Origin of the sequence: Bacillus sp. MYb209, assembly GCF_002975175.1 — a bacterium.
Taxonomy (GTDB): domain Bacteria; phylum Bacillota; class Bacilli; order Bacillales; family Bacillaceae_G; genus Bacillus_A.
Genome location: NZ_PCNZ01000025.1, coordinates 1 through 24,478 on the forward strand (window position 1 = coordinate 1; position 24,478 = coordinate 24,478).

Below are 24,478 nucleotides of genomic sequence, written 5' to 3' on the forward strand. Positions count from 1 at the left end.
GGTATGTTGCTTATGCAAATCCAAGTATTCTTGGAATCATTGATGCCCTTAGCGGACCGTTAGTTGCTGCTATCTTATGTTTATTACCAATGTATGCAATTCGTAAAGTGCCTGTACTAGCTAAATATAGAGGGAAAATGAGCAATGTATTTGTCATTATTATAGGTATCCTTACTGTCCTAGCAAGTATTAAGTCATTATTCTAATTCACTATTGTTAGTTCTGATGCAAAAATAGTGAGATATGAAAAAAGAACGAAAGATTCCTAGCGGAACTGAATTTTATATTGTTGAACCAAAGAGATCATGGTTTTGGACAAACTTTTCATCTTGGAGAGTTTGTCCTTTTTTGATTATATGCATAACTTCTATTCTTGCAATCACCTTTTTAGCTGTTTGCAATGATTTTAATCCAAACATATTAGGGTGTCGTCCCATGTCCATCAAGCTAATAATTTGAAGTATCCCTTAAGGTTCTGATGAGATGTGGATTCAGTGTTAAAGGTGAAGACAACGGTTTTTCCAATGCACGTAGATATGATTTAGAAGAATTTGTTCTCACCCTAAGCTATGCAATTTGTATGAGGAGAGCTTCTTCTGTTTTAGAGGGCTATTCTACAATGTAAGTGCCGCATGACTTCTGCAAAACGATCTTCCATTATCGGGCGCATTTCTTAAAAAAGAATTGCATCTTTATTAAGAATCGAAAACCATGAGTGATTTCAATAGCAGCTGTCTCCATGGGAAGAAAGACCTCGATAACAATGTGGGAAACGAAGACATCAATGTTGTAGTCAGTATATTTAGGAAAAACAAGTCTAAAGTTCCCTTTTTTCTAGGAATCTCGAGCATTCAACCCACTGATAAAGGGAAACCTAAAGGGCATACTAAGATTATATTTAAAATGGGAGGTTATAAATTTGAGTACAATAAAGAATGCATTATCTATCTTCGCCTTAGGCGGCTTGAATGAAATCGGAAAAAATATGTATGCAATTGAATATTCAAACGATATCGTGATTATCGACTGTGGCAATAAGTTTCCAGATGAAAGTTTATTAGGAATTGATTTGATTATCCCTGATATAGCTTATTTAGTAGAAAATAAAGATAAAGTCAGGGCTTTAATTGTCACACATGGACATGAAGATCATATCGGGGGGATCCCGTTCTTCTTAAAAAAATTGAATGTACCCGTTTATGCCACACGCTTCACACTAGGATTAATTGAAATCAAATTAAAAGAACATAAACTCCTAAGAGAAAGTGAACTTATTGAAATCAACTCAAACTCAAACTTGACAATTGGAGAAATAAGGGTAAGTTTTTTCAAAGTGACCCATAGTATTCCTGATTGCCTGGGAATAGTCTTTCACACACCAGAGGGTAATATTGTACATACAGGGGACTTCAAGTTCGATTTAACCCCTGCGAATAATGAGAATTCGGATATTCATAAAATGGCTGCAATCGGCAAAGAAGGGGTCTTGCTTCTATTATCTGAGAGTACCAATGCAGAGCGTCCTGGTTTGACCCCATCGGAACAAATAGTAGGTGAACATATGGAAGCAGCTTTCATGAAAGCCGAACGCAAAGTTATTCTTTCTACCTTTGCTTCAAATATTAGTCGCGTTCAACAAGTCGTGAATGCAGCACAAAAAACAAATCGAAAAATTTCGTTGCTTGGACGAAGTATGGTTAATGTCATAGCGGTTGCTATGGAACGTGGTTATTTAACAGTTCCAGATGGAATGTTAATTGACCCACATGAAATCAATGAAATGGCTCCTGAAAGGGTGGCCATTTTATGCACGGGGAGTCAAGGAGAACCATTGGCTGCTCTTGCTCGCCTGTCCACAGGAAACTTTCGCGGTGTCGACATTTTACCTGAAGATACGGTTATCTTTGCAGCAGGTCCAATACCCGGGAATGAACGAAATATCACGAGTATCGTAGACAACTTATTTGCCCTTGGAGCCAAAGTGATTTATGGATCAGGAAGTACATCCGGAATGCATGTTTCTGGCCATGGTTATCAAGAAGATTTAAAACTAATGCTTACATTAATGAAACCAAAATATTTTATTCCCATTCACGGTGAATTTAGAATGCTGCACCATCACCGTTTGTTAGGGGAATCCGTTGGAGTAGAGCAAGGAAACACGTTTATCATCAATAATGGGGATGTCGTCGATATTGAACATACCATTGCCCGTCAGACCCGGAAAATACCGGTGGGGAATACCTACATAGACGGGGGGGATGTCGATAATATTGGGGAAATTGTGTTACGAGACCGCAAACAACTTTCAGAGGATGGGATGCTCATGATTATTTTAACTATGAGCAAAGCGGAAGGAACGTTGATTTCTGACCCCGATACCATTTCTCGTGGATTTGTGGATAGAGATTTCTCGGAACTCCGAAGAGACGTTAATCGACTTACTATAAAAACTGTTAACGAGCTACAAGAAGCAAATAGAAACTCATGGAATGTAATGAAAAAACAAATAAAAAAATCAATACGACAATATGTATATACACATACTAAGAAAAAACCAATGATTGTACCTATACTTATTGAAATTTAATAGGGGGAAGTTTAAAAAAAATGAATTAATTGATTTTCAACAATTGGGAACAATTCTCTAATAAGAATTGTGCTCTTTCTTTTGTATTGGACCATTTAATGGAATAAGAATCCCAAGCAAAATTTAATATTTGTGAAGGATTGCACTGAAACTAAAGGGCAGGTGTAGAGTGACTATATAGGTATTTAATTTTAAAACTTCAAACACACATAACTCCATGCTGATTTTAGGATGGGGTCAAAATAAAATTGTTTTTTTTGATGCAGAATACTTCACTATACTTAAAAATATAACAATAAAGCTGTTTAACACTAAGAGTTATTCAATAATCGCTCCCAATTGCGGAAAATCAAGATGATGATTTTGATTGCTGCCTTTTGCCTTTTGGACCAACGTACCAGTTATAGAAGAAATTAATAAGGTGCAGCAAGCAAACCTTTTAGAAATGGAATAGAGACTACTAAGCGAATTATAGAGAGAACAAAAAAAGCATCCAGTGGGGTGCTTTTTTTGGGGGAATAGAAAATCCCTTACTAACTATATTTTAAATATAATTAATAATTTCGGTACGTGAAGTTTTATGAAATGCCCAGTTAAGAGCTTACATTTAGTAATAGTAGGGAAGAATGGATAGTTAGAGTTGGAATCAAATGTATTTACCAAAATGAAAATGGAGGTGTGTTATGAAATTTCTTTTTAGGGAATGTAAAAGGCCTTTAAACGCGTTTAGTGCTGCAAATACATACATGGATTGCTTAGTGCAAACTAAAACGTATCTGCAGCTTCTAATACTAATCTTATTTTGTATTGCTACAGTATATTTACCTTTCCCTTCATTTACGCTTAAGTATATAAACAATATAGATATACTGCTGCAATACATAATTAAAGCACTATATTTTTCGTTTCCTATCACGTTTGTATTTCTACTTATAATGTGGGATCAAAGATATTTATTTTCTAAAAAAATCACTTTCCATCAGTTAAAAATATCTTTCTTCACTGCTTTCATTATTTACATTATAATGTTGTTGTTTTTGTCCGTACTAATATCTTTTACAACATTCAAAGGAACATCTAACCCCATTGAAAATGAAGGGATGACCAATATGTTCCTTAAAACGCCTGGTATTGCAATTCAATTAATTGGTGAGAACATTATGTTTGTATCTATATTATTCTTTTGGCACAAAATCATACGTTCCTTCATAATAAGTCCTATTACTTCAATTACAACCTCTTTAATTTTGTCTGGAAGCTCATTTGGACTACTTCATCTTTCTACATATAATTATAATTGGGTGCAATGTTTAACTATCATCGGTATACCAGCTATCGCTCAAATGATTTTCTTTCTAATATTTAAAAATATTCATATGGGATATATGCTTCACTTCAATTACAATTTAATCATCATACTTTTTAACTACATAGTTTCTAATTAAACTATTTTATAACTAAAAATAAAAGAAAAGGTACCCCTGCTGCAAGGTACCTTTTCCAAGGGGTATAACTCATTACCTAAGCGATCGTTGATCAAAAAACGCTTAGACTCTTACATGAGTTATAATTTTATTATACATTGATTATTACAAAAATATTATTAATGATGAAATTAACTTTAATTATTTTTAAATTTAAAAGCGGTCACCTTAATAATAAAGTTCTCCAAAAGAGCATTCATACTTAAACAGACTAGATTAATAGTAATTAAAAACTTCATACAAACCACACATTAACTCCACTACTAGCACAAACTAGAATTGTATACTTTAAATAGTATTTTTTATAGTAAACATTCAAACATACTAATATTATGTAATATGGAAGTTGCGCTACATTAGAAGAAAACAAATAAGGGAGAGAAGATACTATGACGAGATTTGCAAATCACAACGTAGATAACACGATTTTAGAAGAGGATGTGGAGCTTTTAAAAATTATGGCACACCCAATGCGTTTAAAACTGATCAGTGAGCTTTCTAAACATAAAACACTAAATGTAACCCAAATGACCGAAATTTTAAACATTCCACAATCAACTGTATCCCAACACTTATCTAAAATGAGAGGGAAGGTTTTAAAGGGGAATCGTCAGGGGTTAGAAATTTACTACAGCATTAAAAATCCAAAAGCTGAAGAAATTATGGGATTATTAGGTCCAATACAATAATTATATTTTATACAATAAAATATTAGGTCTACCATTTAAAGATTCACTTATATAGAATACAAAGCCCTCCTTGTTGTGGAGGGCTTTTATCTTTGTTTTCAAACTACAATATTTACATGGTCAGAAATATAATATTAGCTATGTATTTATTATATGCAGGTGTTGGTCTGGAATAAAGTTTAAACAAAATTAGATAATAAATTCTTGTTCATATACAATTGTCGGACCAAGTAATCCCTCTCGAACAATGTATGGGCCATCTAAATTTTCATACTCAATCCTTACTTTATCTTGAAATTCTTCACGCTGAGTAGAAGGAAGAGCCACAAAAATTTCTACTGTATATGTTCCTAGTTTTAAAGGTTTTATTTGCTCTGCTAACGATTTGAAGCTAAAGGTTCCATCTTCAACTATGGTTTCATCCATTAAAATCCGTTCTTCTGATGGATTATATATTCGTAATGAGATTAAAAAATGGTTGTTTTTGTTACAACTGAAATTTTCATTATCTGCTGTTCTCAAGAACTCTTCTTTCGCATGTATTAGTTGGTACTTGTCAATTGATGCTTCAATATACTTTCTCAAAAATTGGTACTTATATATCATATCATAAAAACATTCATTACTTACTTTGTTTATCTCTAAACCAAATTTTCAATGATTGTTTTAATTAAACTTTATTCTAAACCAATAATTCAACAATCGGGCCATTTAATTGAATAAGACTACACAAAAAGCCACTTTCCCTTACGTAAGGAAAGTGGCTTTTTAGATTGATTTTCCCCTTGTTATCAAGTATTTACTTTAAAAACTATACTAGTTGACTAAAGAAGTCTAATACTACTGAAAAGTACCCTACTGTAACTAAGAATGACAGTATTAAGAATACGTTTCTTTTTGTTTTATTAAAAGTACTCTCTTCCATTTTATAGTTTAACTCGAATGAAAAGAATACTAAGAGAACAACAGTTGTTGCAAAACTTACATACATAGGTGTTACTAGAGTGTACCCGTAAAAAGCACTTATAAGTAGTACAACTGTTACTTGAATAATAATACCTTTAAACAATAAATACCTTACTGCATTTAAAAGACCTACCTCTTCTATCTTAATGTCTTTCTTTACCATCTTCTTAATTATACTTCTCAATAAGTCTTTCTTGATAAAGTATAAAGCTACCATTAGAAAAATAGCTAGTTGTAATACAATTATTATGTAGTTCATCAGTGAAGCATACGAAGTCATATCGTTATCCATGAGTCTACCCCCAAATACTTTTAATAAGTTTTATTTCCTCTACAAAGAATAACACTAAGTGTATAGCATTTATTACGAACCATGATATGAAATTTGAGTTCTTTACAGTCTTTAATTGATTTGACTTGGTATTGGATAGTTCTATCTTTAAAGATGTTAGTATAATACTGTTAGACATAAAACCTAACAATATGAATCCGAATAGAGGTAAGTTTGTTATTATACCTATTATCATAATTCCGATGTATACTATAGTCAGTTTCTTAATGTACTGTTTGTCTTCTTTTAATTTTTCTATGTCCTTATTTCTAAACCAGTCTCTTACTATTCTTACAAAGACAATACTTTGAAACACCAATACAATAATGCTTACAAGTATAAGAAAGTAAGGCTCTAGTCTACCTATACTAAGTTCAAGCAAAGTCTGTTCCTCCTATTTATGTAGTATCGGTTTCAGTACTTGGGAATAAAAGTATAACCCTTCTGATAAGAGTCCTCCACTATATGACGTACCACCAGCATTTTAATGAAAATATACGCTAAGCAAATTTCTTATGTACATTCTTTTTATGTTATTAACTACATCTTTCTAAAATACGAGCTAATTCTTCATGGTTTGTTTGCATAACCCAATGCCCACCTCTTTGAATTGAATATACATCCCATTTTCTCTCCTTTGCTATTTCAGCGGATCTTTGAAAAATAGGGGCCATTGGCCAATTTGCAGGATGATCAAGAATTTCTATATATGTATGTGGGATCTCATTCACTATCGAATTATTCATTTCAATTGATTGTGTAAATGCTAATAGCGGCATAGCAACTTTTCTTTGATCTGACGTATTTCTTGGAATAATACGCCATCCATCTCCATGAACCTTTACTTCTTCTATAAAATGTGAAGACATTTCCGGGCCAGAAATATCCATTACAGAATCTCCGTTATTTGGAATCATTGCATCAATATACACAATATTTTTAATGCATTCTGGAATAATATCTGCAACCCCCGTTATTACCATTCCAGCATAGCTATGCCCTACTAAAATAACCTCCTTTAATTTTTCATAGTGAATAACATTCACAATATCTTGAATATATGTTTTTAATCCTACACCCGGATGTGCAAGGTGCGCTCTTTCTCCAAGTCCCGTTAATGTAGGTGTATATACTTCATGTCCCTCTTTTCTCAACTGTGTTGCAACTTCCCTCCAAACATATCCACCATCCCATGCACCGTGTACAAGTATAAATGTTGCCATAATATCTCTCCCCCTCTAATACATTTAACATTTTATATTTCCAAAATCCATTATAATACATTTTTACAAAATTAACCTTTTAAGAGTACGGAAACGATTCAAGGTATGATGGGCCACTACGAAAGAATTTTAAATTAATGCAATAAAAACTGTAGAAATTAACCATTTCTACGGTTTTATGCTCACCTAAGAACAGCACACTACTGCATCATCAAATGCATCTTCTGGAATATACACCTTATTACCCTCCACTTTATATGGAATGTTATTCCTCTCTAGTTTGTCTGTGTTAACGCTTTCTATAGTGTCGCCCCATTGTACATATTTTCCGTTGTATTCTTTTTGACAAGCAGATAATATGAATAAAATAGACAGACAAAAAACAAGCATCAGCTTCTTTTTCAAAATCTTTATCTCCTTTTTATAAGCAAATATGTATTTCCAAGATGTTTATTTAAAGAATAACACTAAGTACAATATAGAAAAACTATTCCTAGGATATATAGTAATATTTTTCATATTAGGGGTCACCATATAAACTATAATATAAGTAATTCTTTTTATTATTTATATTTTCTTATTTCCTGTTGCAGAATCCTTATAATATTATAAGGATTCCTTTTTTTGTATCAAAAATCTACAAAGAAAAAAGATAAGATCGGGAACACAATCTTATCTTTAGCACAAGGAGTAAACAAAAGGGATAACCATCATATTTTTAATATACTTTAATTTTTGTCAATTTTGAATATAAAAACCATAATTAACAAGTATATCTATATTGAGAAATTTATTACAAAATTAGCTATAAATGATTCAAAACTCCAATGTAAACTTTTACCCATTAGTTTACTTTCAAATCCCCTTATTAATTGACTTCAAACCAAATCCCCTGATATCTTCAAAATAAATAACAAAAGTATACATTCAAAACACTATAAATAAAGAGGTCAAAAATCCACCCTATATAATATGAGATGGATATTTACCTTTATTCAGTAAATCTTTTCTTTTGCACCCTTAAAGGAACTTTCGGATAAATTAGGAAATGCTTTCTTCCATAAGTCAAAAGCTTTATGGTTGGTAGTTTCACCGTTTTTTGACAGCTTTACTATATGGAATCCGTATTCATCATTACACCTTACTTTAAAACGCTTTCTACTAAGGGAATAAATTCTGCCTGATTCGGTAATTTCATATAATCCCTCGTAACCCTTAATCATCCTTTTTTGTTCTTCAATCATAATGACTCCCCCAATTTTTCTAGCTATATTGATTGTATCGACAAGTAACTATTCGGTAAACCCTATATAACCCAATCACAACTCATCAGTTCTGCACGAGGCTGTTTTGCAACACAATAACAAGGGGTATGCCTCCATCATAAATCCCTATCAAAAAGGGCGGTGCTGTTGCGAGGCAATATAGTCCCTGCTGGGCGATAGGTACACAGTAGGAGAGGGCGTATGACACGAGGGAAGGGCAACGGCAAGGAAAGAACGAATGAAAGAACAATGAAAGAAGAACAAACAAACGAATAAAGAAAGAAAAGAAACAAGCAATGAATAAGTAATGAACGAGATCAGCGAGGACGTCATGCGGTGCAATGCGACGCACTAATTATTTTTATATGTAGATGGAGGTATATGGGGCGTGTTGCTGAGAAAGATTCTAACGAAATTAACTTTTACTTAATATGGGGCTACCCTATAATTAAACTAACAGGGCAGTTTAGTGAAACAAGCTGAAGAAAAAATACGAAAGAGGTAGCTTTCTATGAAGGATATAATAAAAGGCTTTTTGGAGGAACCGTGGTGGGTCATCCCGAATAACTTGGCAGAAATTCTTAATAATGAACTAAATAGGGAGTTATCTACAAATCACATTCTCTACGGAAAAAAGGCTGTTGCAGTAGCAAAGAGAGAAGATAATGACGATGTGATTTATTGGATTATTGAATTAGAAAAATATGCAATTGTGCATTTAACTTATACTAAGGAAACCTCTTCCGAGTATCCGAAGACACAGTTATTTACATTAAAGGAATTAGAAAAACACTGCAAAGAGGTAGCAGAATTTTATTAAGCTAACGGGGTCTTTACTTCAAGAGGGTGTATCTTGCCATTTGTTAATAATAAGTAGCCATTTTGATAAAAAATAATTTTGCGATGGTTTCTAAAAACTTTTTAGGAGGTCTTGCTGGGGTACCGCCAACATTTTAGCGAAAATATACGCTAAGCAAAATTCGACATGAGAAAACGTTGATTTTACTACTCTAAGCGATATCACCAGTAGATATTTGAGACAAATGCACTTCAATGTAAAAGGTGCTGAAAAGAGCTTAAATAGTGTCTCAAAACTCATCTTTAAATCAAATTCTCAATTCAACCCGTGTTATGGAGTTTTGGGAATCCCTTAGCGTATAAAAACGTTAAAATGTGCGTCCTACCCCTTTTTAAACTTAAAAAATTAGAATAAAGAAGAAAAATAACGAAATAAGGGATTCACCATTTTAGCACCAACATTTCGCGAATTTCGTACGCTTAGATGAACCAACAAATGGATTAGATCCACTAGTTTCCTTTGTTCAAGTCATAAACTTCAACTTTTTCTGTAATACCAGTGTGATAGTTGATAAGAAACTTTTCCATAAAGTAACATAATGTAATATAATGTAATATGTATGTCCCATTATTTAGAAATTGAAAGGAGTCACTGTAATGATTATTTGGAGAGGTAAAGGACTGTTAGTAGTCTTAGCATTAATTTTAGGAAGTCTGATAAGTGGAATATTTTCTAGTATTTTGCAAATGGACACAGTACATAACCCTGGATTTATTTTTAATGGAATATTTTGTACTATATTTATAGCGATGAGTAATTATTTTTTCACTAAAAAGTTTATATCTGATAGTGTACGAACACTCGTCGATGAAAAAACCGGAGAAAGACTTCAAATAAAAGATAACTCTGCGTTATTTTTCATTCGAAATAAATATTGGACTTGGATTATTCTAGTTTTAGGTTTTGGACTTACTATTACTGTTAGTGCGCAATTATCATAATTTTTTTATATTAACTACTTTTAATAATTTAAATTACTTATTTGGAAAATTATATTTTTTTACAGTAACTACTCAGCTATACATTGCTTTTAGAAGGTTAGTAAGGGGGATAATTGCTGCCATAAAGATAACTTGAATTTGTAACAAACAAAATTTGTTGAGTTAATCTAATCATTTATTATGTTGTGGGAAACGAGACATTTGCATGCCATTGCAGAAAAATCCATTTATAAGGTAGAGGTTACTTTATAAAAGCTTATTAAAATATTAAAGGGGTATATGTTATGAAACCGAACAAGGTATTATCCATAGCACTCCCTATCTTACTCTTAACAGGGTGTGGTGGGGAAGACAAGATAAAAGAAAAAGCCGAAGCCAAGCAAGAAGAGAAACAAGAATCGAAGAAAGTAGCTAAAACTCATAAAGTACCTGCTGAGTTTTATAAACGAGATATCAATACTTATTGTAAGTATTTAGAAGATGACTTTAAAGCATACAACAATGAACTGAGTCATATCTCGGATAACACTACTACAAGGGAAGCGATTATAGATAGAATTAAACGACTCGAAAGAACAATTGATATGTTTAATGAAGTTGACCCTCCTAAAGAGTATGCAGACGTCCATAAAGATGTAGAGAGTTCAATGGAACACTTCTCAAAGGCAATGAAACTATCGAAAGAAGTATTTTCTAGAAAAGAAATGCCTAAAGGGGGTAGAACTGATAAAGAATTACTAGAAGAGTCTGATAATGAAATCAAGAAAGGTGACGAGTACTGGTTTAAATTCATAAAAGAACTTGGTTTCACAGAAGGCTCTCCTAACAGAGCAATAACAGAAGCTCAATTAAACGAGTTGGATAATAAAGAAGGTACTAACCTTGAAGCAGTAGAAAAGAACGTAGTAGATGGAACAGAGTTAATTGCTAACTGGGGTTTTGAAACGAAAAACGGTTTCCAACCTTCTCTTATCTTAAAAGGTGGTAATCCAAAACAGTTTGAAGTTTACCTATATGGAGATTATCCAAAGAAAGGTAACCACATTGAAGGTACATGGACTTATGATGTTCCATCCAAAGAGTTACGATTACATATCGACAAACAATTTGTAAATGGTCAGGAAGCAGAAGTTATTAATAAAGACCTTAAGTACAAAGTACAAAACTATGATAAAAAGAATTTGCAATTATTTAACCAAGATTCTATGAAAATAACTCGATATACAAAGCAAATGTAATGATAAAAAGGAAAAGGATTAGGTATAGTCGCCTAATCTTTTCTTCTTCGTAACTATCCAGCCCATAGTTAAAAACGCAAGACAAATAGAGGTAATCACTAAGATCTATTCTGTTTTCCTCTGATTGGGGTACCGCCACACACCCATCAAGCTAAGATTTTAAAGTACCCCCTAAATGGAAATTTTGTGTTTTTATAGTACCGAAGTTTATTTTTATCGTTTTGGGGAACAACAGATTTTTTAACTTGATAGCAATGTGGCGGGACCCCATTTAACGCAAATAACAATTGTAGAAATCTAAAATTTTTATTTATATCTATCAAAAGAGGGTTTTATATAACAATTAAAGTAGAATTCAAACTATGTATTTTTTACACAATAAAATCAAAGATGAAACGAATAACACATAGTATTTAAATCCCCTAGCTTAGCTAGTTAGGGGAAAGAATAAAAGTTCAGCAATGCAAAATTGCTGAACTTTTATTCTTTATTCTTTCCTATTCTTCCTAAACTATCTTTAATAGTTGTTTCCCCAAGTTGAGTGTATAACAAAGCTGTATCTTGACTGGTATGCCCAAGTTGTTGCATGACTTGTAACGAGTCTTTTTCTTCCATATATAATTTATTTGCCAATGTGTGTCTTAATTTATGAGGAGACATTTTTTTACCATAGGCCTTAGTATATTTTTCTACTATATCTTGGATAGCCCTAACCGAAAGAGGCTGTGCAGTATGTTTATACTTCGATAAAAACACATTTTTTAATTCTTTCCCTGGGGCGTATTTGTTATCTCTAATTTCCATATACTTTTCAAGATCATTCAATGCAATTGGGGTAATCCATACTGAATCTTCTTTATTTCCTTTGCGAATTACATCAATTAGTCTTTCTTTTAAGTTTATATCTTCCATACGAAGATCGGCTAATTCACTTACACGAATACCACTACCAAGAAAGAGAGAAAGAATAGCTACATCGCGCACTTTATCTCTTAAAAAATAGAACACCTGATGTTTTGTTAAAGATTTTTCATGTTCATATTTAACGTAATTTAAAAACTCTTGGTCATCATCATTATGAAATATTTTAGATCTCATACGTTTTGCACGGGCATTTAATGTTTCTTTATCTTTATGTATTTCGATTTTAGCCATTACATTTCTATAAAAATAGCATTCTCCATCTTCATTCTCTGATAGGGAGGTAAGGTACTTAAATAAAGATTTTAAGGCCGAAATTTTTCTGTTAACAGAGGAATTCTGCATATTTTGTTGTAGTTTTAGAAACCTCATAAAGTTCTCAACATCTTTTTTCTTTAAATTCTCCAAATCAGAGAAAGATATGTCTTTAATGGGCTTTAATTCAATAATTTGTTCAGATAATAGCCAATTGAAGAAGACTCTAAAATCATATACATAATTCAATAGGGTGGAGGGAGAGGCATCATGCAATTCTTTGTACTCCACAAATTCTTCTATGTAAAAGGGCATTTCATTTAAATTTTCGTATAATTTCTTACGATGTACGGATTTTTGACGTTGCTTGCTGTAATCCATAAAAATCACCTCATATATACTATAACAGAAAATACACACGAACACAAGTTCGCGTTAAATTCAATTTTTACACGAACTTATTTACATAATTAAATTATGAAATACTAAAATTCACTCGAAATTGAATGGGAAAGTGTAATTATTCTAATAAAAGTTATAGATAACCAAGTGATAAATTCATATTCGGCGATAAAAATTATATATGTATATAAAATAAAACGATTTTCAAATATAAATTCTAACAAAATGAATACATGAACACAGTTTAAAAGTCGTTATAAAATGTGAATTGGTTAATTTAATCAAGGTTAATCAGAAGTTAGTTAGATCAACACAAGAAAAGCTCTTATAAATTAAAATGTAATTCACTATAAAAATTGTTTATGAGTAATTCAGCATTTGATTATTCTTATATAAAATATGAATTATATGGCGTATACCAATATACTAAGATTCATGCACTTGGGCTTGAAATCCCTAGATACTGTATTTGATTTTTATATAATCGCATTATTGTGCGTAAAATTGGTATTTCGTGCGAAGTTGTGAAGTATTTATTTTTACCCTTCTTTTGAAACTTTTATGTTCATCTAACAGAACTTATTAATGTCAGGAATGGTCTATGGTTATTGATAGAGATCTACCAGCATTAAAAAACTTCAGAAAATTTCAGCACCAAATAGCTAACATTAGTCCATTAAGACTAAATAAACTGTATTATATTTAAAACTTAATTGATTGCATACTAAAAAAAGATATTCTTTATGTCAATAGTTCTTTATATTGTTCTTGTTTTAGGTAAACATCGAGACGAATTTAATATTAATGCAGATTTGAAATTCTTTTTTATATCTCAATAAGATAACAATTCTTTTCATTTTGAGACAAATATCCTCCTGTTTTTTGCATCTACTGATAATAAAGGTTATGTAAACTAATAAAAAGCGACATGCAGTGCTTTTATTCCTGTCTTAATACGAAAAAAAGCCTTGGTGACCAAACCAAGACTTTTCAAAGAGCTTTCGACCTATCAATAGAACGAGAATCAGAACCACCCGACTTCTTGTTCGTTATAATCTAGCTTACACCCTCATTGTACTATACGTTTTTTATATTTTCAACAGTATGAATTCCTTTCACACAACATTCATACTTTCCGATTCTGAAAGTAGCCTTACTCTACCTCTATCCAATGAATATTCTCAACATACTTATATATTTCATAGAAACTATTCTATTACATAACTATTTTTTGAACTGCTGGTTGGTATATAATAAGAATATCCAAATACTAGGAGTGATAAGGATGAATAGTGCAGTACTACTGTTAGCTCTTACATTAATAGGGATAAGTGGTGCTTTCTCCTTCATTAGGAAGCTAACCACACCCAGAAAGGGCTAAACGATTAATCACCATTGAAACATTCGTTGTGTTAGGCATTGTATGGATAGGTATCGGTTTTTTTCTGTAACATACATACGCATTCAACCATTTCGACTGAATAAAACTCACTATTCCGTCAATACTAGTGATGGGCGATAGCCAAAACTCATTCAAAATCCTTAGTCTTTCTCCTTTCCCCTTGGAGATTCCTTGACATGGAGCAGTTAGCCTTGCTAGCTACTCCTTTTTTGTATTTTTTTATCATGACTTTTCTTCTATTCTTTTTTAAATTGCACTTAGGATTACCCCTAATTTTAACGGTATATGAAATTCCAAATATGGCCTTGTTACATGGTGTGTCTAACCCTAACAATAGCAATTACGCTCGTAAGCTTGAACCAGTCTTCACTTCACCTTCTCTACGAAACTCATCCCAATTCTCTATTCTATCCAGTTTCCAGTCATACGGATATTCTTCATTATGTAGTTTTTTGTGGTATGTATTTATTTCCTCTCTAAACTTTTTACATTCGTCTTTTGAGAAAATTTGATCATCTTTTAACGGAGGTTTCCCATCACCTCGTGAATTATAACCTGTATATAACTCACTACAGTTATATAACTTTAATTCTAAGTCCCTATGTCGACTCTCCAGGTACGCGGGTTGAATGTTTCCTGCGCCCAGTTTATCATCAGTATGATTCCAATTGGACTAGCAAGAATAAACATTAATTTGATTACCTCTTCCCTATTACCCATCGAAGCCACTTCTAACCATAGAATAATTGCCGTAACAATATGCAAAATCATACCTACAAATGGGATAAACCCAAGAATGGATGCCACGATCCCCATAATACTTCCTAGTTTGGATGCTCCGCTTTGATGCGCAATAATAAGTGCTACAATGTGTGCCACAAGCATAATCCATAACGCACTCCAAAATGACGCAACAACCAATATGCCTCCTAAAAATGGAATCCCTAGCACACTCTCACAAACAGCCGTAAGGATTGTAATCCCTTTAACTGATTTCATACAATCCCCTCCCTCTAGTGATATCATACGGAAATTTACAACTCTTTCCTTTCTTTTCACATTTTCTGTATGAAAAAAGAATACATAAAGGAAATCCCCGAACATATCGAATGTAGCATGTAGAGCAGTTAAACATGAGACGGAGGAATGAACTATGATACGAAATATTGTACGTGTTTTATATATTCACAAAGATGAAGTATTACTTGTTCGGCAAAAAACAAGTCGTGGTATTTTAGTATGAACTTTTCCTGGGGGCGGGATGGAACCAGGTGAAACACCGTATCAAGCTGCAGTTCGTGAAATGTTAGAAGAAACAGGAATAACTGTCGGGAACTTAATCACATTTTATGAGGAACCCCACAACGTGTTCATGTATGGACATAGCCCTATTCACGAAAACGTTACCTTGCAAGGAGATGAATACATTATTGATATTCGCTGGGCATCCCTTCACGACGATTCACTCTTTGATTCTAAGTCTACCTCTATCCTAAAGCAGTTCCATTTGTATGATAGAAATACCATCAAGGACTAAATATGATTTGTAGTCTACATACACTATCATGCCTCTTGTAGAAACACTAAGAATGTTTCTACCTCTCTTCCTCATGCGAAGTGGCGTATTACTGAAAGAATTGGTGCGATGAATGATGCGATTATGCGTAAAAATAATGTGAAGGAGACTATTACAATGATTAAACTACAAACACTGCAAAGTAATCGTTACAAATTTGAGCACTTAGAAACAGAAGCACTATTTGTTGATGAACAAGGTTATGTTGGAGCATTTTACGCAACCTTTGTACATGTTGGTATTAATCAAAAATTAAGTAAAGGTGCGATTGAAGTAAATCGTACACTGTGGGACCGATCATCGAGTAAAAGACCAAAAGGATACTGGGTTTTAAAAACATATCAGCGCGGCGACGGAACAACTGTGACCATTCTCGTTGCCGAAAAATGGTTCATGGAGAAATTATCAAAGGCACAACAACAGGAATATGAAAACTTTTGGAAGAGTCGTTTTCATGATTCATCTGTACAACTATAAAAATCAAATCGAAATCTATTCAACCACTTGAAAAAGTGGTTTTTGTCGAATTTTATTTTTCGAAATTTCAAATTACAAGAAGGTTTTACAAAATATTACACAGAATTAATCTTATATCGTAAATAAATTGGTAATTTTTTACGATTCGTTTCATTTTATCTACCACGTTTAGACAAAATGAAAAAAACAATACAAAAGGAGAGGTATAGATTGAAAAGAAAAATAGGTACAACTATTGTAGGGTTATCCGTATTTAGTTTTGGTCTTTTTGGCGTAAGCATTGGGGATGGTGGCGGAGTTGTAAAAGCTGCACATGGCGATACGCCTGCTCCGAAATTAGATTCTCATGGAGATACATGGGCTCCTGCATATAATAAAGGCGACGGTGGCGCTCCTGCTTTCAACGTTGGCGATACGCCTGCTCCGAAACTAGAAGGTTATGGTGATTATCCTACTCCGAAATCAATAAGCGTTGGGGATGGCGGTGGCGCTCCCGCATACACAAATACTCATGGCGAAGGTTGGGCACCTAAATTAGACGCTCATGGAAATCATGGTGGTGCTCCTGCTTCTAATAAAGGAGACGGCGGTGCCCCGAAACAAGAAAGCCATGCTGATACACCTGCTCCAAAACAAGAGGGGCATGAACATTTCCCAGCTCCGAAACTAGATTCACACGGCAATACTGGTGGCGCTCCTGCTTACACTAATACTCATGGGGAAGGAATGGTTCCTAAAAAAGAGTTCCATGCTGATTTTATTGCTCCTTCGTTAGAAGCTGATGGTAATACTGGCGGTGCCCCTGCTTATAGTAGAGGCGACACTGGTGGGGCTCCTGCCTTTAATAGAGGCGATACTCCTTCTCCGAAACTAGATTCAGACGGCAATACTGGTGGGGCTCCTGCTTATAATAAAGGTGATACATGGGCTCCTACATATAATAAAGGTGATACTGGTGGTGCTCCGAAACTAGAAGATCATGGTGAACACATTTAAAACAAAAAGCCTAGCTTTGTAGCTAGGCTTTTTGCATTCTCACCCTATTCATAGCTCATTCAAACTTTCTCAACTTTTATTTTAGCAATGTGCATATGACATCATTTTATTCAAATTCTATAGTGGTTCGATGTCCCCTTTCCACCTAAAAATAGATGCCACCATAAAAATGCAAGGAATAACAAGGTTATGTTATACAGAATATTCTAAATAATATTCATCAAATGAATATTCCAATTTATTACTATTGATTGTGTTACCATTATAGATACAACTCTATAGAAGAATATAAGGGGGCTATTATGAACATTTCATTGAAGGGGAATACATATACGACAAAAGATTTAGAAGCTTGGTACCACGCAATCTTAACGCAAAACATTGCAGAAGCGCAAGTTCAGTTTCAAGAAGCCACAAAAGAACACGAGGAGATACTTCTAAAAGGAACTGAAACAAGTCCGCTTTATCATTTGTATTACGCATTACTTAAGTTTCGACATACCGCTCTGACAGATGGTCTATCGATCACGAAAGATAGTTTTCAAAGTATAGAGGACCAGGAAAAACCAGAAGATCGACACTTATCTTATCTGTATCATTATTATAAAGCGATTCATTTTGCAGCAATTAATCATTACCAGGAAGCAGAAGAATATTACTTAAAAGCACAAGCACTTTTATCGGGACATAGTCAAATCGAGCAGGCTGATTTCTATTACCGATATGCAGCTTATCATTGTCACCAACAACAACCAAGTTTTGCGATTGTAAATGCTTCGAAAGCACTAGAAATTTTTGAATCCCAACATGGATATGAAAGAAACATTTCTTCCTGTTTAAGTGTACTTGGTGCTTCCTATGTAGACGTTGGACATTTTGAACAAGCTGAGGAAAGCTATAACAAAGCACTAGATATTCTTCAGAAGCTAAATGAAGAGTCATTACAACTGTATGTACGTGGTAATCTAGGACACTTATATGCAAGTCAGAATCTATCCGAAGAAGCGATTCGTCACTTGACGCAAGTCGTTGAAAAAATCCCTTCTCACTATAAAGCTATATTCTTACTTGCACAAGAACATGAAAAATTAGGGCTGATAGACAAAGCGAATGAATACATTAAAACAGGAAAACAAATCGTATCTAAACTTGATAACGAGGAGCACAAACATCACTTTGCTATTTTAGAAGCTTTCACGAATCAAAATGAATTAGACCAAATTGAACCGATTGTTTTAGAAGGAATTGAATACTTCAATAAAGAATCTTTATATATCTACGTTTCTGAGTATCTTGAAAAACTAGCTCTAGCGTTTTATAACAAACAACAACATGAGAAAGCAAGTTCATACTTCTTTAATAGTACAATAGCAAAAAAATCGAATGAAAGAGGGTTAAAGAAATGAAAAAAACAATTGGTAAAATCGCCTTAGGTATTGCATTTACGGGAATTGCTGCATTTGGATTAAATGCAGGTTTCACAAACCAAGCTGGACATACTCACTTCCCATCTCCACCAGCGCCATCATTTTCTGATGGACAAACTGGCGGCGCTCCTGCATACAACATTGGTGACACTGATGGTGCTCCTGCTAATTCTGAGGGACATACTGGTGGTGCCCCTGCTAATACAGAACCTGGCGGAGGTATCTAAGTTACCCAAAAGGGGATCAACTTAGATTTTAAATGATCCGTATTCTGTAAGGAGGCTATTTTACGTAACAAATATTATGTATACGTATGATTTCTATTGTGATACACTGTACCCGAGAGACATATCTACTACATAAGTGGTTTTCAAGTCTAAAAAATACACCTATTAACTAGGTGTATTTTTGTTTCCAACTCTTTTCTTTCTTCTCGTCTTTTTAATAACTTCCCACTTTTCAGTGGTATACACGGCTGGATTATAGTCATGCAACATGCGAAACGGATTGTTCTTCCAAAAATTATGCAAGGGCATGGATAAGCTATTTGCAACAACCCATTTTGTGTCACATGTTACTAGTACGTCGTCTTCCTTCATCTTATACTTTTCTTTCAATAATATATGTAGCACCTAAAGCGCTGTTGTCTTATTCCAATATCCTTTTCGCACTCTACGAAATTTCCACTCCTGAAATTTACCAGGATATAGTTCATTTAAATACTGAAAAGGATTATTCCCCCAGTGCTTGTTAAGTGGCGTTGATAAACTGTTTTTTCTAATCCATTCTATATCGTACACTTCAATTAATTCCGAGTCTGATAGTTTCTCTTTTTCCTCTATCACCCATTTCAGAACTTCTAACCCCTTTTCTTTCGTCCAAAAATTACGCGGTGTATTGGCAAACTCCCATTCCTGAAATTTATCAGGGTACAGTTCTTGTATCATTGCATAAGGACTATTATCCCAATACAACATAAGTGGTGTACTTAATCGATGCTTCTTCATCCACGACCGATTATAGTGCCGCTTCACTTCTTCATCTGTTAGTTTTAATTTTTCTTCTATCGTCCATCTACCCACACATAGGCAACTAATCTTTTAAACTTATCCCGTTCCCCCACATCCATTTCTAATTCTACATCTTTTCCCACTGGTGCATATTTTGCAGTAAATGCCGCCCCTTCTAATCCGAATGGTTGGAGACCTAATCTTGGATGATGTACTTCAGGTGTATCAATACAAAGAAATCTCACAGCTTCTACCTTACCGTTCGCTAACTTCACGCGTAACGTATCACCGTCGATATGCTCCAGGATCGTTGCTTTGATTATTCTATTTTCATTTTGTTTCTTACTCTCCCCAGATACTGGTTTCATCGCTTGCTCGACCAATTCTGGGTGCTGTAGTTTACCCGTATACTCCTCTTTTTTACAGGTATGGACGCCGTTTCATTACTATCCTGTTCTTTTTTATTTTGCTTTTTTTCGCTTCCTTTCTGCTGGTCTATCTCCACTACGTCTCTTGTAACAGAAAAACCAGTGTCATCTTTGTTACTACACCCTGCTGCCAATCCTATAGCGATACACATTGTAGAAATGAGCCAGAAAAATTTCTTCATCTTATTCCTCCCTCTCTTCTTGTTTTTCTTCCCCTACATCATAACGAGATTGGAATCATTGTTGGAAAAACTATTGATTTCTAATGCATAGCACGGATTCGTGTTTCATTACGTAGCTAGAATCTCCTACGATTTCAAACGTGCTTTTTTATGATACGTATGCAGGATTCCCTCTTGCATGTACCGAAACTCCAAGAGGGAGCTATTCCACTAATTACCATACCTGTTTTTTACCATCACATATTGGAGGCTAAAACATGAATAAAAAAAAGAAAATACAAAAATCAGCACTTTCCTTTACCCTACTCTTTTCTTTAGGCGTTTCATCTTTCCCGCTTACAACAGCTATTCACGCAGATACACGTGAGGAACAACCTGCAGAAAAGAAACCAGTCTCTTTAACGGAGCGTACGTCTTTATTTTTTGACTATCTCCAGCAAGGTAAATATGCAGAGGCACTTCAGTTGACGTCTGCAGCTTTTCAATCTAAGTTTACAGCAAGCACATTACAAAATTGGTGGACACAAAGTGGCGGAAGCGGCATTGAAAGTATGGGAACACCTGTAATAAAAGAGCGAAACTTGGTCCATCAGACGGTGGAAATTCCAGGAGTTATCGAAGGAGCTACCATACCGCTACTCCTTAAATTCACACCTGGCGGGAAAGTAGATGAAGTTGGGGTAAGGACACCCCAAAAATCTTATACCATCCCGAATCCTAACTATGATCAACCTGATTCCTATCAAGAACGTGAAATCGTCATTGGAAATTCTACATATCCGTTACCAGCCACATTAACGGTTCCGAAACATAAGCCTGGTGAAAAGGTACCTGTTGTTGTTCTTGTTCACGGCTCTGGTCCGCATGATCGTGACAGTACATTTATGGGAGCTAAAATCTTTAGAGACCTTGCAGCTGGTCTTTCATCAAGCGGTATCGCAGTGTTACGTTACGAGAAACGTTCCTTAGAACACGGTTTTAAAATGAGTGCAGAACCTGGTACGTTAGAACGTGATACTACAGATGATGCCATATATGCAGCAAAATCAGCAGCGCAGCAGGAAGGCATTGATCCAAATAACATTTTCATTCTCGGACATAGCCAAGGAGCTGGCACAATGCCGCGTATACTGAGCAAAGCACCTTCATCTCTTGTCCGAGGAAGTATCTTACTCGCACCACCTGCACGCCCTTTCACTGACATTCTCATTGATCAGTATCAATACCTTGGGGCACCAAAGGAAGTAATCGATGAACTAAAAAGACAGTTCGCTTTTATCCAGGATCCTACTTTCGATCCTGACCATCCACCAGCTGGCTACAATTTTCCGTCTCCTCATTTTATGTATGATGTTTCTAGGTGGCGTCCAGTTGAGGAGGCAAAATCACGAAAAGAGCCTTTACTGATTCTGCAAGGAGCACGCGATTATCAAGTAACAGTAAAAGATGAATATACAAAATGGCAGGAAGGACTTTCAAACCGCGGGAATGTTCAGTTCAAAGAATACCCGAAATTGAATCATTTCTTCACAGAGGGTGCCGGGGGTTTAAGTCGTCCTAGTGAATACGAAATCCCTGCCAATGTTCCCGAGTACGTCATCCAGGACATTGTTAAATGGGTCAATGATACAAAGAAATAAGAAAACATCAAAAGCCTTCATGCAATCATCATTGCGTGAAGGCTTTTGTGATACTAATGATTCCATTCACGAGATACAGACATATATTATTCTCTTTATTGTTTCACCAGAACAAAAAAGATGCCACCTCTTTTGGGAGAAATAGCATCTTTTTTTATAACGGGATTAAATTAATGATTACAATAACTATTGTTTACACATTAAGAACGAGTAAATTGTAGAATTAACAACTTAGAATTTTTCACATCTTCATCACTGTCTAAAATATATCCAAATTCATCATTTTTTCGGTCGGAAGTATGCTAACTAATTTGGAAACTACCTGGCGATTTTTTTGTAACCATTAAACTATGCCATTTTCGGCCAGTTATATCACTTCGATATTGAATAACGTCCCCAACATTCGCATTACCTTCTAATGCTTTCGGGCTATAAGTCTCATAAGTTGGTACTCTAGAAGACCAGTAAGTATAGAAGTTTTCAACTACAGTCCAAGTATGCGAAGCTTTATGTACTACACGATTTCCATTCGCATTCGGCATAGTTTCGTGTAAGTACATCCTAAATTTGATATTTTTACACTGCTGATATTCTTCAGATGTTGTTATTCCTGGTTCGTCAGCGCAAGAATACAAGATTCATTTCGATATGTAAGAATGCATATTACTTCTCTTAGATGTTATGATATACTCTCTTTGTGAGCTGATACAAAATTTCTTTAGATTGGAAAACTAAAACCTCATTAACCCAATTTTTGGGCGCCTTATGGCGTCTTTTTTTAGTTCTGCTACATAGACATTTAGCTTAGATATTGAAGTACCCCAAAAACAAAATTTCATCTCACCATCGTGCCTTTGAGAATCCAGTTCATTTTTTTCGTCTTTCAGAACGATTTGTTTCTTAACTTGCTGGCGATACTTCATCACCAGCATTTTTGAAAACAACCAAACTATCCAAAAAATTTAATAAGCTGCCCATATGGACAGCTTATTTACATCATTTTTGAATGCGGAAGTTCCATCTTTCACAACCACCCTGTTAAATAGGTTTAGGTTTATAAAACACGGTTATAAAGGAATGCACTCGACTTGGGGATACCTCAAATGCTATCTTCTAATCAACCATATGAATAAATGACTTACTTATGATCAATTTGCAGTTTTTGTTCTTCGTTAAAACAAAATGAGAATTTTGAATGTTTTTCTGCTTCTTTCTTTGTTCCTATAAAGAATTGCAAGGTTTGTAATCCCGATGCCGATATTTCTGATGCATTGTGAATATCTTTGCCTTCCTCTAACCTCTTAACTTGGTTTCCGTTTTTGTCTACATAATAGAATTCTACATTATACCACCCAGAATCACGTTCACTTTCCTTACCAACCCTTTCATTCGATGATGTTTTCAATATTCCATCCTTAGTTACTTTATATATAATTTTCTTATCTTCAATTTTTAGGGGTGGTGCATCCTTTATATTATAAAGGACACCTACGCATCCTTTGTAACCATCAGGTATCAAAAAGACCTTATTTGCGAAAGACTTATACATATCATAAATCCAAACACTGGGGGTGCCTAGAATGATAGCAGACACAAAAAAGGCTATTCCAGCATAAGCATATTTACTCTTACGGATAAAGTACCATGCCAAAAATATAAACAGTATGAAAAGTGGTATTGCTTGAATGAAGAGAAATCCTTTCAAAAAATCAAGTTCAGTACTGTCTGGAGGGTCTGTTGCCATCCCGCCTATAAAAAATGCTAATGGAGCTGTGATGAGATTCAATCCTAAACTAAGATAGATCAATAACAACAGGTTTTTATTTTTATTTTTATTTTTTGGTACTTCATCCATCCGAATTCCTCCTACACTTAATTCAATTATATTCTTGTTGTATAGCAAACCCTTTCCCATTTTGAGGGAGACATGATCCGCTCTCAATATTTTTTCTTTTTAAGCGATAAAACCCTGTCAGACTGGCTCTCAGTGCAATGACAATCATAACGATAAAGATACTTAGGGAAGCAACCTGTTTTTTTGGTCATTACCTGTTCACCTCTCTTTTCCTAATTGTACCATTTGTAAAAATCGATTTGTTGGGATTTTTAAATGTATAGGATATATATGTAAGGTTAACACAATGTCTCACTAGCGGAAGTTAAAAGTCTTGAGTTT

The 24,478-nt window shown here is 34.4% G+C and carries 26 protein-coding genes and 2 pseudogenes; 13 read left to right on the forward strand and 15 right to left on the reverse strand.

What is annotated here, in order from left to right:
• On the forward strand, window positions 1–206 hold a 206-nt coding region (locus CQZ94_RS24365), incomplete at its 5' end, for a hypothetical protein (protein ID WP_105587477.1).
• A 75-nt stretch (window positions 207–281) separates the two neighbouring features.
• On the opposite strand, the pseudogene CQZ94_RS24370 reads toward CQZ94_RS24365, so the two are convergent.
• Window positions 282–422: pseudogene (locus CQZ94_RS24370) on the reverse strand (IS6 family transposase); the annotation flags it as partial.
• A gap of 497 nt (window positions 423–919) precedes the next feature.
• Between CQZ94_RS24370 and CQZ94_RS24375 the strand changes: the two are divergent.
• The 3 genes from CQZ94_RS24375 to pagR all read left to right on the forward strand — a co-directional run bounded on the left by CQZ94_RS24375 (window position 920) and on the right by pagR (window position 4,763).
• Window positions 920–2,590 (forward strand): ribonuclease J, encoded by a 1,671-nt coding sequence (locus CQZ94_RS24375; RefSeq protein WP_105587479.1) that lies wholly within the window; start codon window positions 920–922, stop codon window positions 2,588–2,590.
• Between the two features lie 683 nt (window positions 2,591–3,273).
• Window positions 3,274–4,035, forward strand: coding sequence for a hypothetical protein (locus CQZ94_RS32260; protein WP_105587480.1), 762 nt, complete (start codon window positions 3,274–3,276; stop codon window positions 4,033–4,035).
• A gap of 428 nt (window positions 4,036–4,463) precedes the next feature.
• Window positions 4,464–4,763, forward strand: coding sequence for a transcriptional repressor PagR (pagR, locus tag CQZ94_RS24385; protein WP_105587482.1), 300 nt, complete (start codon window positions 4,464–4,466; stop codon window positions 4,761–4,763).
• A gap of 189 nt (window positions 4,764–4,952) precedes the next feature.
• Here the strand turns inward: pagR and CQZ94_RS31925 are convergent, their stop codons facing one another.
• The 6 genes from CQZ94_RS31925 to CQZ94_RS24420 form a co-directional block, all read right to left on the reverse strand.
• Window positions 4,953–5,348 (reverse strand): hypothetical protein, encoded by a 396-nt coding sequence (locus tag CQZ94_RS31925; protein ID WP_229163531.1) that lies wholly within the window; start codon window positions 5,346–5,348, stop codon window positions 4,953–4,955.
• Between the two features lie 226 nt (window positions 5,349–5,574).
• Entirely contained in the window at window positions 5,575–6,021 is a 447-nt protein-coding gene (locus CQZ94_RS24395; RefSeq protein ID WP_105587483.1) for a hypothetical protein, read from the reverse strand.
• A gap of 4 nt (window positions 6,022–6,025) precedes the next feature.
• A complete protein-coding gene (locus CQZ94_RS32265) occupies window positions 6,026–6,442 on the reverse strand; it encodes a hypothetical protein (protein WP_105587484.1) in 417 nt (138 codons plus the stop codon).
• 154 nt (window positions 6,443–6,596) lie between these two features.
• Window positions 6,597–7,283 carry an alpha/beta fold hydrolase gene (locus CQZ94_RS24405; protein ID WP_071770702.1) on the reverse strand — a complete coding sequence of 229 codons (687 nt, stop codon included), beginning with the start codon at window positions 7,281–7,283 and terminating at the stop codon, window positions 6,597–6,599.
• Window positions 7,284–7,469: 186 nt separating this feature from the next.
• The gene (locus tag CQZ94_RS24410; protein ID WP_105587541.1) at window positions 7,470–7,673 is read right to left on the reverse strand and encodes a hypothetical protein; all 204 of its coding nucleotides are present in this window, start codon (window positions 7,671–7,673) and stop codon (window positions 7,470–7,472) included.
• A gap of 605 nt (window positions 7,674–8,278) precedes the next feature.
• Window positions 8,279–8,527, reverse strand: coding sequence for an NUMOD4 domain-containing protein (locus CQZ94_RS24420; protein WP_258166042.1), 249 nt, complete (start codon window positions 8,525–8,527; stop codon window positions 8,279–8,281).
• A 532-nt stretch (window positions 8,528–9,059) separates the two neighbouring features.
• On the opposite strand from CQZ94_RS24420, the gene CQZ94_RS24425 reads away from it, so the two are divergent.
• From CQZ94_RS24425 to CQZ94_RS24435, 3 genes are all read left to right on the forward strand, one after another.
• Window positions 9,060–9,368, forward strand: a complete 309-nt coding sequence (locus tag CQZ94_RS24425; protein ID WP_255260669.1) for a hypothetical protein — start codon at window positions 9,060–9,062, stop codon at window positions 9,366–9,368.
• A gap of 635 nt (window positions 9,369–10,003) precedes the next feature.
• Window positions 10,004–10,348: a hypothetical protein gene (locus CQZ94_RS24430; RefSeq protein ID WP_042984607.1), complete on the forward strand. Its 345-nt coding sequence runs from the start codon at window positions 10,004–10,006 to the stop codon at window positions 10,346–10,348.
• 284 nt (window positions 10,349–10,632) lie between these two features.
• Window positions 10,633–11,586, forward strand: a complete 954-nt coding sequence (locus CQZ94_RS24435; protein ID WP_105587486.1) for a DUF3994 domain-containing protein — start codon at window positions 10,633–10,635, stop codon at window positions 11,584–11,586.
• A gap of 480 nt (window positions 11,587–12,066) precedes the next feature.
• Here the strand turns inward: CQZ94_RS24435 and xerS are convergent, their stop codons facing one another.
• Together xerS and CQZ94_RS24455 are read right to left on the reverse strand one after the other, a co-directional pair.
• On the reverse strand, window positions 12,067–13,143 hold the full coding sequence (gene xerS / locus CQZ94_RS24440; RefSeq protein ID WP_070129389.1) for a tyrosine recombinase XerS: 1,077 nt from the start codon (window positions 13,141–13,143) through the stop codon (window positions 12,067–12,069).
• 2,014 nt (window positions 13,144–15,157) lie between these two features.
• Window positions 15,158–15,565 carry a hypothetical protein gene (locus CQZ94_RS24455; RefSeq protein ID WP_181149542.1) on the reverse strand — a complete coding sequence of 136 codons (408 nt, stop codon included), beginning with the start codon at window positions 15,563–15,565 and terminating at the stop codon, window positions 15,158–15,160.
• A gap of 259 nt (window positions 15,566–15,824) precedes the next feature.
• Between CQZ94_RS24455 and CQZ94_RS24460 the strand changes: the two are divergent.
• The 5 genes and pseudogenes from CQZ94_RS24460 to CQZ94_RS24480 all read left to right on the forward strand — a co-directional run.
• Window positions 15,825–16,103: pseudogene (locus CQZ94_RS24460) on the forward strand (NUDIX hydrolase); the annotation flags it as partial.
• 156 nt (window positions 16,104–16,259) lie between these two features.
• On the forward strand, window positions 16,260–16,619 hold the full coding sequence (locus CQZ94_RS24465; RefSeq protein WP_105587491.1) for a hypothetical protein: 360 nt from the start codon (window positions 16,260–16,262) through the stop codon (window positions 16,617–16,619).
• A gap of 210 nt (window positions 16,620–16,829) precedes the next feature.
• Entirely contained in the window at window positions 16,830–17,615 is a 786-nt protein-coding gene (locus CQZ94_RS24470) for a hypothetical protein (RefSeq protein WP_258166043.1), read from the forward strand.
• A 302-nt stretch (window positions 17,616–17,917) separates the two neighbouring features.
• The gene (locus tag CQZ94_RS24475) at window positions 17,918–19,021 is read left to right on the forward strand and encodes a tetratricopeptide repeat protein (protein ID WP_105587493.1); all 1,104 of its coding nucleotides are present in this window, start codon (window positions 17,918–17,920) and stop codon (window positions 19,019–19,021) included.
• Window positions 19,018–19,269 carry a hypothetical protein gene (locus CQZ94_RS24480; protein ID WP_105587494.1) on the forward strand — a complete coding sequence of 84 codons (252 nt, stop codon included), beginning with the start codon at window positions 19,018–19,020 and terminating at the stop codon, window positions 19,267–19,269. The genes CQZ94_RS24475 and CQZ94_RS24480 overlap by 4 nt, the downstream gene beginning before the upstream one ends.
• Window positions 19,270–19,434: 165 nt before the next feature.
• Here CQZ94_RS24480 and CQZ94_RS24485 read toward each other — a convergent pair whose 3' ends face one another.
• Genes CQZ94_RS24485 through CQZ94_RS31340 form a run of 4 tightly spaced genes read right to left on the reverse strand, consistent with a single transcriptional unit; the run spans window position 19,435 to window position 20,662 of the window.
• Window positions 19,435–19,659, reverse strand: coding sequence for a hypothetical protein (locus tag CQZ94_RS24485; protein WP_258166044.1), 225 nt, complete (start codon window positions 19,657–19,659; stop codon window positions 19,435–19,437).
• A 15-nt stretch (window positions 19,660–19,674) separates the two neighbouring features.
• Window positions 19,675–20,124, reverse strand: coding sequence for a DUF4046 domain-containing protein (locus tag CQZ94_RS31930; RefSeq protein WP_258166045.1), 450 nt, complete (start codon window positions 20,122–20,124; stop codon window positions 19,675–19,677).
• Window positions 20,106–20,420 (reverse strand): thermonuclease family protein, encoded by a 315-nt coding sequence (locus CQZ94_RS24490; RefSeq protein ID WP_258166046.1) that lies wholly within the window; start codon window positions 20,418–20,420, stop codon window positions 20,106–20,108. The genes CQZ94_RS31930 and CQZ94_RS24490 overlap by 19 nt, the downstream gene beginning before the upstream one ends.
• Window positions 20,417–20,662, reverse strand: coding sequence for a hypothetical protein (locus CQZ94_RS31340; RefSeq protein ID WP_181149546.1), 246 nt, complete (start codon window positions 20,660–20,662; stop codon window positions 20,417–20,419). Before CQZ94_RS31340 ends, CQZ94_RS24490 begins: the two co-directional genes overlap by 4 nt.
• Window positions 20,663–20,919: 257 nt before the next feature.
• Here CQZ94_RS31340 and CQZ94_RS24495 point away from each other — a divergent pair, with 257 nt between their 5' ends.
• Window positions 20,920–22,302: an alpha/beta hydrolase family protein gene (locus CQZ94_RS24495; protein ID WP_105587496.1), complete on the forward strand. Its 1,383-nt coding sequence runs from the start codon at window positions 20,920–20,922 to the stop codon at window positions 22,300–22,302.
• Between the two features lie 302 nt (window positions 22,303–22,604).
• Here CQZ94_RS24495 and CQZ94_RS24500 read toward each other — a convergent pair whose 3' ends face one another.
• Together CQZ94_RS24500 and CQZ94_RS32450 are read right to left on the reverse strand one after the other, a co-directional pair.
• The gene (locus CQZ94_RS24500) at window positions 22,605–22,844 is read right to left on the reverse strand and encodes an amidase domain-containing protein (protein ID WP_258166047.1); all 240 of its coding nucleotides are present in this window, start codon (window positions 22,842–22,844) and stop codon (window positions 22,605–22,607) included.
• Window positions 22,845–23,440: 596 nt separating this feature from the next.
• Window positions 23,441–24,157, reverse strand: coding sequence for a DUF6843 domain-containing protein (locus CQZ94_RS32450; RefSeq protein WP_105587499.1), 717 nt, complete (start codon window positions 24,155–24,157; stop codon window positions 23,441–23,443).
• Window positions 24,158–24,478 lie beyond the last annotated feature (321 nt).